This is a genomic window from Lysinibacillus sp. RS10 (genome assembly GCF_041956855.1).
Lineage (GTDB): Bacteria > Bacillota > Bacilli > Bacillales_A > Planococcaceae > Lysinibacillus > Lysinibacillus xylanilyticus_A.
Genome location: NZ_CP167122.1, coordinates 3,761,887 through 3,776,681, shown reverse-complemented (window position 1 = coordinate 3,776,681; position 14,795 = coordinate 3,761,887). Strand labels below are relative to the sequence as shown.

The window sequence follows — 14,795 nt, the reverse complement described above, 5'->3', positions numbered from 1 at the left end:
AAGTGTAATATTAAAAGATAAAAAACGAACAAAAGACAAAGTGTAGACTTTATCAGAATCTTTAGTTAGAATAGATTATGTTAGTAAAACAATTTTATGCAAATGTTTGATGGGAGGATGTATTATGAATATCCATGAATATCAAGGGAAAGAGATTCTTAGAAAGTATGGTGTAGCTGTACCAAATGGAAAAGTTGCTTTTTCCCCTGATGAAGCAGTGAAAGTAGCGAAGGAACTTGGCTCTAATGTGACAGTAGTCAAGGCGCAAATTCATGCAGGTGGACGCGGTAAAGCGGGTGGTGTAAAAATCGCTAAAAACCTTGACGAAGTGCGTACGTACGCAAAAGAATTATTAGGAAAAATCTTAGTGACTCATCAAACAGGTCCTGAAGGAAAAGAAGTAAAACGCTTATATATTGAAGAGGGTTCTGATATTCAAAAAGAATACTATTTAAGTTTAGTATTAGACCGCGCAACATCCCGTGTAACAATGATGGGATCTGAAGAGGGCGGCATGGATATTGAGGAAGTAGCGGAAGCACATCCAGAAAAAATCTTCAAAGAAGTTGTGGATCCAGTAGTTGGATTAACAAGCTTCCAGGCACGTCGAATGGCGTTTAATATGAATATTCCAGCAAACCTAGTGGGGAAAGCTGTCAAATTAATGTTAGGCTTGTATCAAGCGTTTATCGACAAAGATGCTTCGATTGTAGAAATTAATCCACTTGTTGTAACTGGACAAGGCGAAGTTGTAGCATTAGATGCTAAATTTAATTTCGATGCAAATGCGTTGTATCGTCATAAAGATATTGTCGAATTACGTGATTTTGATGAAGAAGATGCAAAGGAAATCGAAGCATCAAAATACGACTTAAGCTATATTTCACTAGATGGCAACATTGGCTGTATGGTGAATGGAGCTGGTCTTGCGATGGCTACTATGGACACAATTAGTTATTACGGCGGAAGCCCTGCTAACTTCCTAGATGTAGGTGGCGGTGCAACAGCTGAAAAAGTAACAGAAGCTTTCAAAATTATTCTTTCCGATCCGCATGTAAAAGGCATTTTCGTTAACATTTTTGGCGGAATTATGAAATGTGACATTATCGCTGAGGGTGTTGTAACGGCTGCCAAAGAAATTGGCTTAGCTGTGCCGTTAGTTGTACGTTTAGAAGGTACAAATGTAGAACTTGGAAAAGAAATTTTAAATGCATCTGGTTTAAACATCGTTGCAGCGGATTCAATGGCTGACGGTGCACAAAAAATTGTGGGACTAGTAGGCTAAGGAAGGCAGGGAGAACAATGGCTGTATTTATAAACAAAGATACGAAAGTAATTGTACAAGGGATTACGGGCGAAACAGCGCTTTTCCATACGAAGCAAATGCTTGAGTATGGTACGAAAATTGTAGCAGGTGTGACACCAGGTAAAGGTGGTCTTGAAATCGAGGGAGTCCCTGTGTTCAATACTGTAGCAGAAGCGGTAGCTGCAACAGGCGCAACAACTTCAGTTATTTATGTACCTGCTCCATTTGCGGCAGATGCAATTTTAGAAGCTGTTGATGCTGAATTAGAATTAACAATCTGTATTACTGAACATATTCCTGTCCTTGATATGGTTAAGGTTAAACGATATATGGAAGGAAAAAATACACGCCTAGTAGGTCCAAACTGTCCAGGCGTTATTACGGCAGATGAATGTAAGATTGGTATTATGCCTGGGTATATCCATACGAAAGGGCATGTAGGAGTTGTTTCTCGCTCTGGTACGTTAACATATGAAGCAGTACACCAATTAACACAAGCTGGTATTGGTCAAACTACGGCTGTAGGGATCGGTGGAGACCCTGTCAATGGTACAAACTTTATCGATGTTTTGGAAGCGTTTAACAATGATCCAGAAACATATGCAGTTGTGATGATTGGGGAAATTGGAGGTACAGCTGAAGAAGAAGCGGCTGAGTGGATTAAAGCGAATATGACGAAACCTGTCGTTGGCTTTATCGGTGGACAAACAGCGCCTCCAGGTAAACGTATGGGTCACGCTGGTGCTATTATTTCTGGTGGTAAAGGAACAGCAGCAGAGAAAATTAAGGCAATGAATGCTGCTGGCATTGAAGTAGCGGAAACGCCATCTGTTATTGGTGAAACGCTTATTAAAGTAATTAAAGAAAAAGGGCTATACGAAAAGTGTAAAACCCATTAAAATGGAAGATGTAGCACGTTGTGGCTACATCTTTTCTATTTCCTTTTTAGACATTGTTTAACATGCTTCTAATGGAACTGTGTTCAAGCGATGCAATTTCTAACTTCCTACTTACTCTGTTTAAAAAGCCTTTCCTAAAAAAGTTGTGTCACGTTGTTTTTCAAGATTTGATGTTGTGATGTAAATTTATAATGCGGTCATTTAATTTTCTTCTATTAAAAGGAGGTTTTTAAATGATTTTTTCAGTCGATACACAGAGATTACTAGCTTTACATTATGTATACCCATTACCACTTCAAAAACTTCAGCAATTACTGTCCCCGGTGGATATATTAAGTTATTTTGAAGAAGCGCCCCCCTACGAGATTGCAAAAGCACTGCAACTATCATTGCAAAGAGCTTTGCAAATTTCTGAGAATTTTAGACAAATTATGACATTGTCGTTTGAAGATGCCTATGAACGGGCCGATATTTCCCCCATCCCTTTTTATCATCCTTTTTACCCGGCGCAATTATTTGAAATATCCAGTCCACCTACTGTATTGTATGTGAAAGGTCAGTATTCTCTACTAACGAAAGAAAAACAAGTAGCCATTATAGGCTCTAGAAAGGCTACAGTTTATACAAAAACTGCAATGGACTTAATTGTTCCACCTCTTATTGAACACGGATATACTGTTGTCAGTGGGCTTGCAAGAGGAGCGGATACGATAGCTCATGAAACAACTATAAAAGTTGGTGGTTCCACAATTGCAGTACTTGGTCACGGTTTTAATTATATATACCCTAAGGAAAACCAGTCACTCGCTGAGCATATGGCGGAGCATCAGTTGCTTGTCACAGAGTACCCCCCATATATGAAGCCTGAGAAATGGCATTTTCCAATGCGTAACCGAATAATTAGTGGATTGTCCAAAGCTTTAGTTGTCACAGAAGCTGCATTAAGAAGTGGTACGCTTATTACAACAGAACACGCATTAGAGCAAGGTAAGGATGTATTTGTTGTACCAGGACCAATTAATGCTGAGCAATCAAAAGGCACAAATAAATTACTATTAGAAGGGGCTATACCAGTGTGTAGTGGTCAAGAAATCGTTGAAACACTTGCGCTCTTTTCTAACAAAAATTGAAAAAAAGTTGCATTATCTTAAAATCTGTTATACATTTTGCAACAGGTAACTTAAAAAAATAAGCAATAGACCTCGCTAAGGGGGAGACATAGATGGCGGATTATTTAGTGATTGTAGAATCACCAGCAAAGGCAAAAACAATTGAACGTTATTTAGGTAAGAAATACAAAGTGAAAGCGTCAGTCGGGCATGTTCGTGACCTACCACGTAGCCAAATGGGCGTTGATTCAGAAAATAATTATGAACCTAAGTATATTACTATTCGTGGAAAAGGGCCTGTTTTACAGGAATTAAAGTCTGCGGCTAAAAAAGTGAAGAAAGTGTTTCTAGCGGCCGATCCAGACCGCGAGGGAGAAGCGATTGCTTGGCACCTTGCGACTGCGTTAAATATTGATATTCATTCAGATTGTCGAGTTGTTTTTAACGAAATTACAAAAGATGCGATAGTAGAATCTTTTAAAAATCCACGGGCTATCAACATGGATTTAGTAGATGCACAGCAAACAAGACGTATACTGGACAGACTTGTTGGTTATAACATTAGCCCGATTTTGTGGAAAAAAGTTAAAAAAGGATTATCAGCAGGACGGGTACAATCTGTAGCACTGCGCATGATTATTGATCGTGAAAATGAAATAAAAAACTTCCAACCTGAAGAATATTGGACAATTGAAGGCTCTTTTGAAAAAGGCAAAAAAGCGTTCGATGCTCTTTACTATGGCAATGGTAAAGACAGAATTAAATTAACAAATGAAGAACAAGTAAAATCTATTTTAAAAAATGTTAAAGGTACAAACTTTGATGTTGTAAATGTATCTAAAAAAGAACGTAAACGAAATGCAGCACCTGCTTTTACAACTTCTTCTTTACAGCAAGAGGCAGCACGTAAGTTAAATTTCCGTGCTAAGAAAACGATGATGCTTGCTCAGCAATTATATGAAGGTATTGATATTGGTAAAAAAGAGGGTACAGTCGGTTTAATCACTTATATGCGTACTGACTCAACACGTATTTCGGAAACAGCGAAAACAGAGGCAATTGCATATATTGAATCCAAATACGGCAAAGAATACATTTCTACAGAGACGAAGCAGACGAAAAAAGCATCAAATGCACAGGATGCCCATGAGGCTATTCGTCCAACTAGCACGATGCGAACTCCAGAAGAGTTAAAAGCGGTGCTTAGTCGTGATCAATTGCGTTTGTATCGTTTAATATGGGAGCGCTTTATCGCAAGTCAGATGGCACCAGCTGTACTCGATACAGTTGCTGTAGACCTTCAAAATGGTGATGTTTTATTCCGTGCAAACGGCTCGCAAGTTAAATTTGCAGGCTTTATGAAGCTATATATTGAGGGTACCGATGATCAGACAGAAGAAACAACTAAGCTTCTACCAGAGATGGCGGTTGGTGATCAGGTAAAATCCCTTGAAATCGAGCCTAAGCAGCATTTTACACAGCCACCACCACGTTATTCCGAGGCGCGTCTTGTAAAAACAATGGAAGAGCTAGGTATAGGGCGCCCGTCCACGTATGCACCGACCCTCGACACAATTCAGCGCAGAGGCTATGTCGTGTTAGATGCCAAACGATTTATGCCGACAGAGCTGGGTGAAATCGTACACCAACTCGTACTAGAGTTTTTCCCTGATATCATAAATATCGAATTCACAGTAAAAATGGAACAAGATTTAGATGATATTGAAGAAGGTAGTCGACAATGGGTAGAGGTTGTAGATGAGTTTTATAAGGATTTTGAGGTCCATGTAAAACATGCGGATGAGGCTATGGAAAAGGTTGTCATTAAAGATGAACCAGCTGGCGAAGATTGTGAGCTATGTGGTTCTCCAATGGTTTATAAACTTGGACGATATGGGAAATTTATGGCTTGCTCAAACTTCCCAGATTGTCGTAACACGAAGGCGATTATGAAGCCGATTGGCGTAAAATGTCCTTCCTGCGAAACAGGCGAGATCGTAGAACGCAAAAGTAAAACAAAGCGTTTATTCTATGGTTGTAATCAGTACCCTGAGTGTGAATTTGTCTCGTGGGACAAGCCGATTAGTAGACCATGTCCGAAATGTAGTGCATTATTAGTAGAGAAAAAAATAAAAAAAGGTGTGCAAATTCAGTGTACGAAATGTGACTATGAAGAAGCACCTACTCAATGATAGAAAGATGGTAAGAACATGACTGAACAAGTAGTAAATGTAATAGGCGCGGGTCTTGCAGGCAGTGAAGCGGCTTGGCAAATTGCCAAACGTGGTGTGAAAGTTAAACTTTATGAAATGCGCCCAGTAAAGCAAACGCCGGCTCACCATACTGATAAATTTGCGGAGCTTGTTTGTTCGAACTCACTACGTGCTAATGGATTAACAAATGCCGTGGGTGTGATTAAAGAAGAAATGCGCGTTTTAGAATCTGTGATTTTGAAGGCAGCAGATGCGTGTTCAGTACCAGCAGGCGGTGCTTTAGCAGTAGATCGTCATGAATTTGCAGGATATGTGACAGAGGCAGTGAAAAATCACCCTCTTGTTGAAGTCATTCATGAAGAAGTCACTGAAATTCCAGAAGGCGTTACTGTTATTGCCACAGGACCACTGACATCGAAAGCTTTAGCTGAAAAAATTCAAGGCTTAACAGGTTTAGACTATCTGTATTTCTATGATGCAGCAGCACCAATAATTGAAAAAGATAGCATTGATATGGATAAGGTTTATTTAAAATCTCGTTATGATAAAGGGGAAGCGGCGTATTTAAACTGTCCTATGACAAAGGAAGAATTTGATCGTTTCCGTCAAGCGTTAATCGAAGCAGAAGTTGTGCCGTTAAAAGAATTTGAAAAGGAAATTTACTTTGAAGGTTGTATGCCTATCGAAGTAATGGCTACACGTGGGGAGAAAACAATGTTATTTGGACCGATGAAGCCAGTAGGTCTAGAAGATCCAAAAACAGGAAAACGCCCTTATGCTGTTGTCCAATTGCGTCAAGATGATGCAGCAGGTACTCTTTACAATATTGTTGGCTTCCAAACACATCTAAAATGGGGCCCGCAGAAAGAAGTATTACAACTAATTCCAGGTTTAGAGAACGTTGAAATCGTCCGTTATGGAGTTATGCATAGAAATACGTTCATTAATTCACCAAAAGTTCTAGAGAAAACTTATCAGCTTCGCGAGCAAAAAAATATTTTCTTTGCGGGTCAAATGACAGGAGTCGAAGGATATGTTGAATCTGCTGGTAGTGGATTAATTGCTGGTATTAATGCAGCTCGATTAGTATTAGGTCAAGAACCGATTATCTTCCCATTCGAAACGGCGTTAGGGAGTATGGCGCGTTATATAACAGAAGCGCAATCGAAAAACTTCCAGCCAATGAACGTCAACTTCGGGATTTTCCCTGAACTACCACCGGGTCGTCGTTCAAAACCAGAGCGTGCAGAGATGCATGCTACACGAGCAATAAGTACAATTCAAAATTTTGTGAATTCACAAACAATTTAATTGCAAAAAGCCTCTAAAAGTTGATATACTCTTAGAGGCTTTTTCTTTTTTGTAGACAAAATGCTGATTTACACGTATTTTATTATTTTGTATGGAGATTTTCTCAAAATATAACCTTTTTCACTTGCTATATGATGAAGATAGGTATAGTGTCAGTATGTATGTTTATCTTCACTTTAGTCAGTGCAATTCCGGACGCAATAAGAAGGATAAACAAATTAGTACATCCTTTCATGCAAGTGTTAGTAATTTGAGACGGTTATCAATAATTCGTTGGTGGTGAATCTTTCATGTTAGTTTCGTCCCAAGATGCACTTGAACAGTTCATGCTTTATATCCAAGTTGAAAAGAACTTCTCTGTTCATACAGTACGAGAATATGAATCAGATCTACTAGATTTTTTAGCGTTTTTACAGGCTGAGGACGTAAATGATTTAGCTAGTGTTGAGTATATACATGCACGTCTCTATGTAACAAAGTTGTACGATGAAAAAAGAGCAAGATCATCTGTTTCAAGAAAAATTTCCTCAATACGCTCCTTTTTTCGTTTTCTAAATAGACAATACGGATTAGATGATGGAGCGTTTAGATCACTATATCATCCAAAAAAAGAATCACGTTTACCTAGTTTTTTCTACGAAGAAGAATTGAAGCAACTATTTGATGCGAATGCTGGCGATGATTTGAAATCATTAAGAAATACAGCTATATTAGAGCTGTTATATGCGACAGGTATTCGTGTAAGTGAGCTCACTTCCATACAAGTAGCAGATGTGGATTTCCATTATTCGATTATTAGGGTAATGGGGAAAGGGCGAAAAGAACGTATTATTCCATTCGGTCAATTTGCGAGTTTAGCCATGCAGGATTACATAGAGCAAGCTCGTCCACGATTGATGAAGAAAACAAGTCATCAGCAATTGTTTGTCAACATGCGTGGTGGGGAACTTACTCCACGAGGTGTACGTCATATTTTAACAGAAATGATTGACAAGGCCTCGCTTCATACGAAAATATATCCACATATGCTTCGTCATACTTTTGCCACACATTTATTGAATAATGGCGCAGATTTACGAACGGTACAGGAATTATTAGGCCACGCTCATTTATCTTCTACGCAAGTTTACACACATGTAACAAAAGAGCATCTTCGTCAAACATATATGAATGCTCATCCAAGGGCATAATAGAGCTAAGGAGGAAGGCAAATGGGACAAATTCATGCGACAACGATATTTGCAGTTCATCATAATGGAAGTTGCGCTATGGCTGGTGATGGTCAAGTAACCCTAGGGAATTCGGTTGTGATGAAAGGTACAGCAAGGAAGGTCAGACGTCTGTTTAATGGGCAGGTGCTTGCTGGATTTGCAGGATCGGTTGCTGATGCTTTTACGCTTTTTGAGATGTTTGAAGGAAAGCTAAATGAATACAATGGCAACTTACAACGTGCAGCAGTAGAAGTTGCCAAGCAGTGGCGCGGTGATAAAATGCTACGTCAATTAGAGGCTATGCTACTTGTAATGGATAAAACTACACTTCTTCTTGTTTCAGGTACGGGAGAAGTAATTGAACCAGATGACGGTATTTTGGCAATAGGTTCTGGGGGTAACTATGCATTATCAGCAGGTCGTGCTTTAAAAAAATATGCGGGTGATACAATGTCTGCTCGCGAAATCGCGGAGGCGGCATTAGAAACTGCTGCTGAGGTTTGTGTATTTACGAATCATAATATTATCGTGGAGGCGCTTAACTAATGAAACTAAATAATTTAACGCCAAGACAAATTACTGAGCATTTGGATCGTTATATCGTTGGGCAAAATGAGGCAAAGCGAGCAGTAGCTATTGCATTACGTAATCGTTATCGTCGCTCGCTGCTAAGTGATGATATGAAGGCTGAAGTAATTCCGAAAAATATTTTAATGATTGGACCTACAGGTGTCGGAAAAACAGAAATTGCTAGAAGAATTGCGAAGTTAACGAATGCGCCATTTGTAAAGGTCGAAGCAACGAAGTTTACAGAAGTAGGGTATGTTGGACGCGATGTAGAATCGATGGTACGTGATGTAGTAGAAGCTTCACATCGTCTTGTAAAAGAAGAAATGATGGAGTCTGTGAAGGAACAAGCAGAAGAATTAGCCAACGAAGCAATTGTTAAGCTATTGGTTCCTTCTTTACGAAAAAAACAATCCATGCAAAATCCGTTTGAAATGTTGTTTGGTGGTAAAGATCAGCAAACAAATGACGATACTTCATCTGAAGAGACCGAGGTGCGTTCTAAACGTGCGCAAATCACTATTGATTTACGGAACGGTAAATTAGAAAATGAATGGGTTACCGTTGAAGTGACGGAACAAACTCCTTCTATTTTTGATGCCTTACAAGGAACGGGCATGGATATGTCTGCAAACAATGGCATGCAAGATATGCTATCTAGTTTAATGCCTAAAAAGCAGAAGAAACGCCGTGTACAAGTGAAAGACGCGCGTCGTATTTTAACAATCGAGGAAGCAAATAAGCTGATAGATGCAGACGAAGTTGCACAAGAAGCCGTTTCAAGAGCTGAACAGTCAGGAATTATTTTTATTGATGAAATTGATAAAATTGCTAGTAAAGAAGGTAACTCTTCTGCAAATGTATCACGTGAGGGTGTACAACGTGATATTCTACCAATCGTTGAAGGTTCTACTGTAACGACGAAGTACGGTGCTGTAAAGACTGACTTTATGCTTTTCGTTGCTGCAGGAGCATTTCATATGTCAAAGCCGTCAGATTTAATTCCTGAGTTGCAAGGTCGATTCCCGATTCGCGTAGAGCTTGAAAAATTATCGAAACAAGATTTTGTGCGTATTTTGCAAGAACCAGATCAATCACTTATTCTGCAATACAAGGCATTGTTAGAAACAGAGGGTGTAGAAATAAACTTTACGGAAGATGCGATTGAACGAATTGCTGAAATTGCTACCGAAGTTAATCAGGAGACTGATAATATAGGGGCTCGACGTTTGCACACAATTTTAGAACGCTTGTTAGAAGAATTGTCATTTGAAGCATCTGAAATTGCACCTGCAAATATTCCAATCACAGCTGCATATGTCGATCAAAAACTTGCGGGTATAGTAAAAAACAAAGATTTGTCACAGTTTATATTGTAAAATAAGTCAAAATAGTATCATTCGGTTGTAAAAACCTTTAGAATATTAAGTAAATACTCTTCGGATTATTTATAGGAGGAACATATAATGAATTTATTAGAAAAAACACGTAAAATTAACTCAATGCTCCAAGCATCTGCTGGTAAGCCAGTAAACTTTAAAGAAATGGCAGATACATTAGGAGACATTATAGACAGTAATGTATATATTGTAAGCCGTAAAGGGAAACTTTTAGGTATTTCAATTCATCAACAAATTGAAAACGAACGTATGAAAAAGATGTTCGAAGAGCGACAATTCCCAGAAGAATACACACATAGCTTGTTTACAATTTCTGAGACATCTTCAAATCTAGATATTCATGACGAACACACTGCTTTCCCAGTTGAAAACAAAGAGTTATTCCAAAATGCGTTAACAACGATCGTACCGATTGTTGGTGGTGGTGAGCGTCTTGGTACATTAATTCTTGCTCGTTTAGCTGCACAATTCGAGGATGATGATTTAATTTTAGCTGAATATGGTGCAACTGTAGTTGGTATGGAAATTTTACGTGAGAAATCAGAGGAAATCGAAGAGGAAGCACGTAGTAAAGCGGTTGTACAAATGGCGATAAATTCTCTTTCATACAGTGAGTTAGAAGCTATTGAACATATTTTTGAAGAACTTGATGGGCATGAAGGTTTACTTGTTGCTTCAAAAATTGCAGACCGAGTAGGTATTACACGTTCAGTAATCGTAAATGCATTACGTAAACTAGAATCTGCAGGTGTTATTGAATCGCGCTCTCTAGGTATGAAAGGTACTTACATTAAAGTACTAAACGATAAATTCTTAAATGCATTAGCGGAAATTAAAATGAAATAATGATAAGTTCCCTTTAGATCATGGGAACTTTACAAGGCATCTGGAGCAATTTTGTTCCAGATGCTTTTTTTATGTGCTCGGCATGCGCAATAACTTGATGGTGACGGTCCACTGCAGGCTTGATAGTAGGAACTGTTAGCGAAAGACAAGGATGTGCATTCCGTTGAGAAGGAATGGACACTTAAGAAGCTAAACCGCCGAATACGGGATTGTATGTACGGGTGTGAGAGGTCGACTAGTCAATTAATGGCTAGTGTCCTACTCGGTTAGTTAAAAGAGAGCTGATACCTTTATGGATGATTGGTGTAAATTACATCATAGTAAACAAAACACTATAGTGAAGCTTTAATCAGTGAGTTGGTCTTTATCCCGACTGATTATTAGTTTTCATAGTCTTTTGTGTCGAATTTTGTGGTGGGGTCATATATCTGACGATTCGCTTTCGGTACAGCTAAATTACTGCCTGTTATTATGGGTAAAGTAGTGCTAAAAGATGAAGCGTAAATTAACTTAAATAATCCTGAGTTCTATAACTTGAATAACTCCGTTGCTTTCTCCCTAAATATTTTCACCAAAATCCCACTACTATTAGCATAAAAAACGAAAGTTGCGAATACCCCTTTTGTTACCTGCCTGGAATGGTAGAAAATTCTTTCGATAGTTAACAGAATATTCAGTATAATACTCAGAAGTAGTAAAAATGAACCTTAAATTAGACATCGTGTCGAATGCGATAAAGTGAAAAAAAGGGAATAATCTGATACTATGCCCTTAAACACTGTCGAAATAGTGTAAAATTACTAGAGTTTGTAGAATCCTCGCGAAAGCAGGCGGATCAAGGGTTCCGGCATTATTGTCCTGGTTAGGTGAGGTAAAAAATGGGTCGTATAGACTATCGAAAAGTGACAAAAGACAATAGACACAACGTATCATCTTAATTACAATTGTATTATTGGATAAAATAAGAAATACATAAAAAGAAATAAATGAGGTGAATGGTTTTGAATTTATTTGGAGGAACTATTAGTAGCCTGGAAAACGGACTTTCCTATGCAACTTTGAATCATAAAACAATCGCCAATAATATTGCGAATGTCGATACACCAAATTATAAGGCGAAAAATGTAAGTTTTAAGGATATGTTGGAGAAAGAACAACAAATATCAATTTCGGCATATCGTACTGATAATAGACATTATGATTTTACGATTCGACAATCTACACCTGGTGTAAATAATGTAGACGGCTTGCGTTATCGAAATAATGGTAATGCTGTAGATATGGATGCAGAACAGGTGAAAATGGCAGAAAATCAAATCTATTACAATGCATTAATTGACCGTATGAACGGTAAGTTAAATACATTAAACACTGTTATTAAAGGAGGTAAGTAATAAATGTCTATTTTTCATGGAATGAATACCACTGCCTCAGCTTTAACAGCGCAGCGTTTACGAATGGATGTCATTTCTTCTAATATGTCAAACATGGATTCAACGCGTGCTAGACAAGTGAATGGGGAGTGGGAACCATACCGCCGGAAGTCTGTGACATTGACAGCTCAAGAAGGACAGTTTTCAAAGTTCTATAATGCCGCACTTGGGAAAAATGCGAAAAGCGGCGTTGGCAACGGCGTAAAAGTTACACAAATAAAAGAAGATAGAGAAACACCTTTCAAACTTGTGTATGATCCAACTCATCCAGATGCTAACGCAGATGGCTATGTAAATATGCCAAATGTAGATCCATTAAAAGAAATGGTAGATTTAATGTCAGCCACTCGTTCCTACGAGGCAAACGTAACTGTATTGAATGCAAATAAGTCTATGCTGACAAAGGCTTTAGAGATTGGTAAATAAATAAGAAGAAAGGAAGATACATAATGGCAATTTCGTCCGTTTCACTAATGACACCTACACAGGTTGTAAAAGAAACAAATAAACTTAACACGACACCTTATGAAGCACAACAAAGCTTTGCGAACTCGTTAAAAGAAGCGATAGCGAAAGTTAATGACCAACAAATTACTTCTGATAATCTTACTCAAAAGCTAATTGCTGGTGAAGATGTAGAGTTGCACGAAGTGATGATTGCATCACAAAAAGCGAGTATTACATTAAATGCAACAATGGAAGTTCGCAATAAGGTGATTGAAGCTTACCAAGAAATAATGCGAATGAGTGTCTAACTTTATTAAACAAGTGATTCACTCACTATTGAAGTAAAGATTTTATCCCGCAATTTTGACTAAATGAATGTGGCGGGATATCACTGTTTTCGCAAATTATTAGATGGATAGGTTATTCACTATAACCGGAGGATTCATAATGAATGAACGATTGACGAAAATAAAAAACGACACCAGCCAATTTTGGACAAGTCGTAGTAAAAAACAAAAAATTGTAATGATTAGTTCAGTAGTAGGTATTTTAGTGCTGGCTGCCGTTATTACACTTTTTGCTACAAAAACTACATATGTACCACTTTATAAAGATTTATCGACTAGAGAAATCGGTCAAGTAAAGGAAGCGTTGGACTCCCAAGGTGTAAAATATGAAATTGCACCCGGGGGGACAGCAATTTTAGTGCCTCAGGAACAAGTTGATGCATTGTTAGTGCAATTAGCTTCGGAAGGATATCCGCAAACAGGAACGATTGATTACTCATTTGCGAACAGCTCTGGATTTGGTATGACGGATAATGAGTTTAACTTATTAAAAAAGGCAGCAACTGAAACAGAAATTGCCAAACTCATTAAAAATCTAGAAGGTGTAAAAGATGCAAAGGTAATGATAAATGTTCCTGAAGAAGGCGTTTTCTTGAATGATACAAAAGAGGAAGCGACAGCATCTATTGTATTGAATACAGACCCTGGCTATAAATTTACGGAGCAACAAATTGCTACTATGTACAACTTAGTAGCAAAAAGTGTACCAAATTTAAAAACAGAAAATATCGTTATATCTAACCAATTTTCTGAGTACTTTGATTTGAATGCTACTACGGCTGATGGAACTTCAACAACGACAGCTGAAGGTCAGTTACAGGCGAAGAAAATGGTTGAGCGTGATCTACAACGTCAAGTGCAAACTATGTTAGGTACGCTTATGGGACAAGACAAAGTAATAGTTTCTGTGACAACAGACATCGATTTCAAAAAAGAAAATCGTGAAGAAAACCTAGTTTCGCCAGTTGATGAAGAGAATATGGAAGGGATTGCTATTAGTGCCCAACGTATAACAGAGCAATATTCTGGTACAGGAGCTGCTGCTACTGGAACACCTGAAGCTGAAACGACGACAGATAACTTTACAACTTATAACGAAGGTGCAACGGGTAATGGGGATTACGAGCGTTCTGAAGAAACAATTAATAATGACGTAAACCGTATACGCAAAGAAATCCAAGAGGCACCATATAAAATCCAAGATATTGGTATCCAAGTAATTGTTGAACCTCCGACAGCAACTGAAGCAGCGTCATTACCAGATGGGGTTCAAGAGGATATCGAGAAAATTTTAAGTACTATTGTTCGTACGACGATTTCTAAAGATGTAGCAGCAGAGCTTACTCAAGAGCAAATTGATGAAAAAGTAGCTGTTTCAGTACAACCTTTAAATGGTAAAGCAACAGATGCAGTTAGCGAAAAATCTATTATCCCATGGTGGGTTTGGGTAATCGGCGGAATATTACTAGCTGTAATATTATTGCTTGCATTCTTCATTATCCGTTCACGTAAACGTGCGAAGGAAGAAGAAGAGTTTAGCATCCTAGAAGAACAAGAAGAACTAATGATTGAAGATATTAATGAAGAAATTGAAACGGAAGCTACAATGCGTCGTAAGCAGCTTGAAAAAATGGCAAAAGAAAAGCCAGACGATTTTGCGAAGTTACTGCGTAGTTGGATTGCGGAAGACTAACTAGGAGGTTCGG

At 38.3% G+C, this 14,795-nt stretch carries 13 protein-coding genes; all 13 read left to right on the top strand.

Annotation, left to right across the window (positions count from 1 at the left end; all coding sequences use genetic code 11):
• Positions 1–124 precede the first annotated feature (124 nt).
• The 13 genes from sucC (at position 125) to fliF (ending at position 14,782) form a co-directional block, all read left to right on the top strand.
• On the top strand, positions 125–1,285 hold the full coding sequence (gene sucC, locus ACB089_RS19260) for an ADP-forming succinate--CoA ligase subunit beta (protein WP_374963518.1): 1,161 nt from the start codon (positions 125–127) through the stop codon (positions 1,283–1,285).
• Positions 1,286–1,302: 17 nt separating this feature from the next.
• Positions 1,303–2,205: a succinate--CoA ligase subunit alpha gene (gene sucD, locus ACB089_RS19255; RefSeq protein ID WP_374963517.1), complete on the top strand. Its 903-nt coding sequence runs from the start codon at positions 1,303–1,305 to the stop codon at positions 2,203–2,205.
• Positions 2,206–2,438: 233 nt separating this feature from the next.
• Positions 2,439–3,335 carry a DNA-processing protein DprA gene (dprA, locus tag ACB089_RS19250; protein ID WP_374963516.1) on the top strand — a complete coding sequence of 299 codons (897 nt, stop codon included), beginning with the start codon at positions 2,439–2,441 and terminating at the stop codon, positions 3,333–3,335.
• Positions 3,336–3,427: 92 nt separating this feature from the next.
• On the top strand, positions 3,428–5,506 hold the full coding sequence (gene topA / locus ACB089_RS19245; protein ID WP_374963515.1) for a type I DNA topoisomerase: 2,079 nt from the start codon (positions 3,428–3,430) through the stop codon (positions 5,504–5,506).
• A gap of 18 nt (positions 5,507–5,524) precedes the next feature.
• The gene (gene trmFO / locus ACB089_RS19240) at positions 5,525–6,838 is read left to right on the top strand and encodes an FADH(2)-oxidizing methylenetetrahydrofolate--tRNA-(uracil(54)-C(5))-methyltransferase TrmFO (protein WP_374963514.1); all 1,314 of its coding nucleotides are present in this window, start codon (positions 5,525–5,527) and stop codon (positions 6,836–6,838) included.
• A gap of 290 nt (positions 6,839–7,128) precedes the next feature.
• A complete protein-coding gene (gene xerC, locus ACB089_RS19235) occupies positions 7,129–8,028 on the top strand; it encodes a tyrosine recombinase XerC (RefSeq protein WP_368635466.1) in 900 nt (299 codons plus the stop codon).
• Positions 8,029–8,049: 21 nt separating this feature from the next.
• Positions 8,050–8,595: an ATP-dependent protease subunit HslV gene (hslV, locus tag ACB089_RS19230; RefSeq protein ID WP_374963513.1), complete on the top strand. Its 546-nt coding sequence runs from the start codon at positions 8,050–8,052 to the stop codon at positions 8,593–8,595.
• Positions 8,595–9,995, top strand: coding sequence for an ATP-dependent protease ATPase subunit HslU (gene hslU / locus ACB089_RS19225; protein ID WP_374963512.1), 1,401 nt, complete (start codon positions 8,595–8,597; stop codon positions 9,993–9,995). The genes hslV and hslU overlap by 1 nt, the downstream gene beginning before the upstream one ends.
• Before the next feature lie 87 nt (positions 9,996–10,082).
• Entirely contained in the window at positions 10,083–10,862 is a 780-nt protein-coding gene (gene codY / locus ACB089_RS19220) for a GTP-sensing pleiotropic transcriptional regulator CodY (RefSeq protein WP_068983160.1), read from the top strand.
• Positions 10,863–11,863: 1,001 nt separating this feature from the next.
• Positions 11,864–12,256 carry a flagellar basal body rod protein FlgB gene (gene flgB, locus ACB089_RS19215; RefSeq protein ID WP_068983159.1) on the top strand — a complete coding sequence of 131 codons (393 nt, stop codon included), beginning with the start codon at positions 11,864–11,866 and terminating at the stop codon, positions 12,254–12,256.
• A gap of 3 nt (positions 12,257–12,259) precedes the next feature.
• Positions 12,260–12,721 (top strand): flagellar basal body rod protein FlgC, encoded by a 462-nt coding sequence (gene flgC, locus ACB089_RS19210; protein ID WP_374963511.1) that lies wholly within the window; start codon positions 12,260–12,262, stop codon positions 12,719–12,721.
• Positions 12,722–12,744: 23 nt separating this feature from the next.
• On the top strand, positions 12,745–13,050 hold the full coding sequence (gene fliE, locus ACB089_RS19205; protein WP_068983157.1) for a flagellar hook-basal body complex protein FliE: 306 nt from the start codon (positions 12,745–12,747) through the stop codon (positions 13,048–13,050).
• Positions 13,051–13,189: 139 nt separating this feature from the next.
• Positions 13,190–14,782, top strand: coding sequence for a flagellar basal-body MS-ring/collar protein FliF (gene fliF / locus ACB089_RS19200; protein ID WP_374963510.1), 1,593 nt, complete (start codon positions 13,190–13,192; stop codon positions 14,780–14,782).
• Positions 14,783–14,795 lie beyond the last annotated feature (13 nt).

Coding starts and splice junctions, on each gene's coding strand:
- sucC (WP_374963518.1), top strand. CDS start 125: ATGAATATCCATGAATATCAAGGGAAAGAGATTCTTAGAAAGTATGGT.
- sucD (WP_374963517.1), top strand. CDS start 1,303: ATGGCTGTATTTATAAACAAAGATACGAAAGTAATTGTACAAGGGATT.
- dprA (WP_374963516.1), top strand. CDS start 2,439: ATGATTTTTTCAGTCGATACACAGAGATTACTAGCTTTACATTATGTA.
- topA (WP_374963515.1), top strand. CDS start 3,428: ATGGCGGATTATTTAGTGATTGTAGAATCACCAGCAAAGGCAAAAACA.
- trmFO (WP_374963514.1), top strand. CDS start 5,525: ATGACTGAACAAGTAGTAAATGTAATAGGCGCGGGTCTTGCAGGCAGT.
- xerC (WP_368635466.1), top strand. CDS start 7,129: ATGTTAGTTTCGTCCCAAGATGCACTTGAACAGTTCATGCTTTATATC.
- hslV (WP_374963513.1), top strand. CDS start 8,050: ATGGGACAAATTCATGCGACAACGATATTTGCAGTTCATCATAATGGA.
- hslU (WP_374963512.1), top strand. CDS start 8,595: ATGAAACTAAATAATTTAACGCCAAGACAAATTACTGAGCATTTGGAT.
- codY (WP_068983160.1), top strand. CDS start 10,083: ATGAATTTATTAGAAAAAACACGTAAAATTAACTCAATGCTCCAAGCA.
- flgC (WP_374963511.1), top strand. CDS start 12,260: ATGTCTATTTTTCATGGAATGAATACCACTGCCTCAGCTTTAACAGCG.
- fliE (WP_068983157.1), top strand. CDS start 12,745: ATGGCAATTTCGTCCGTTTCACTAATGACACCTACACAGGTTGTAAAA.
- fliF (WP_374963510.1), top strand. CDS start 13,190: ATGAATGAACGATTGACGAAAATAAAAAACGACACCAGCCAATTTTGG.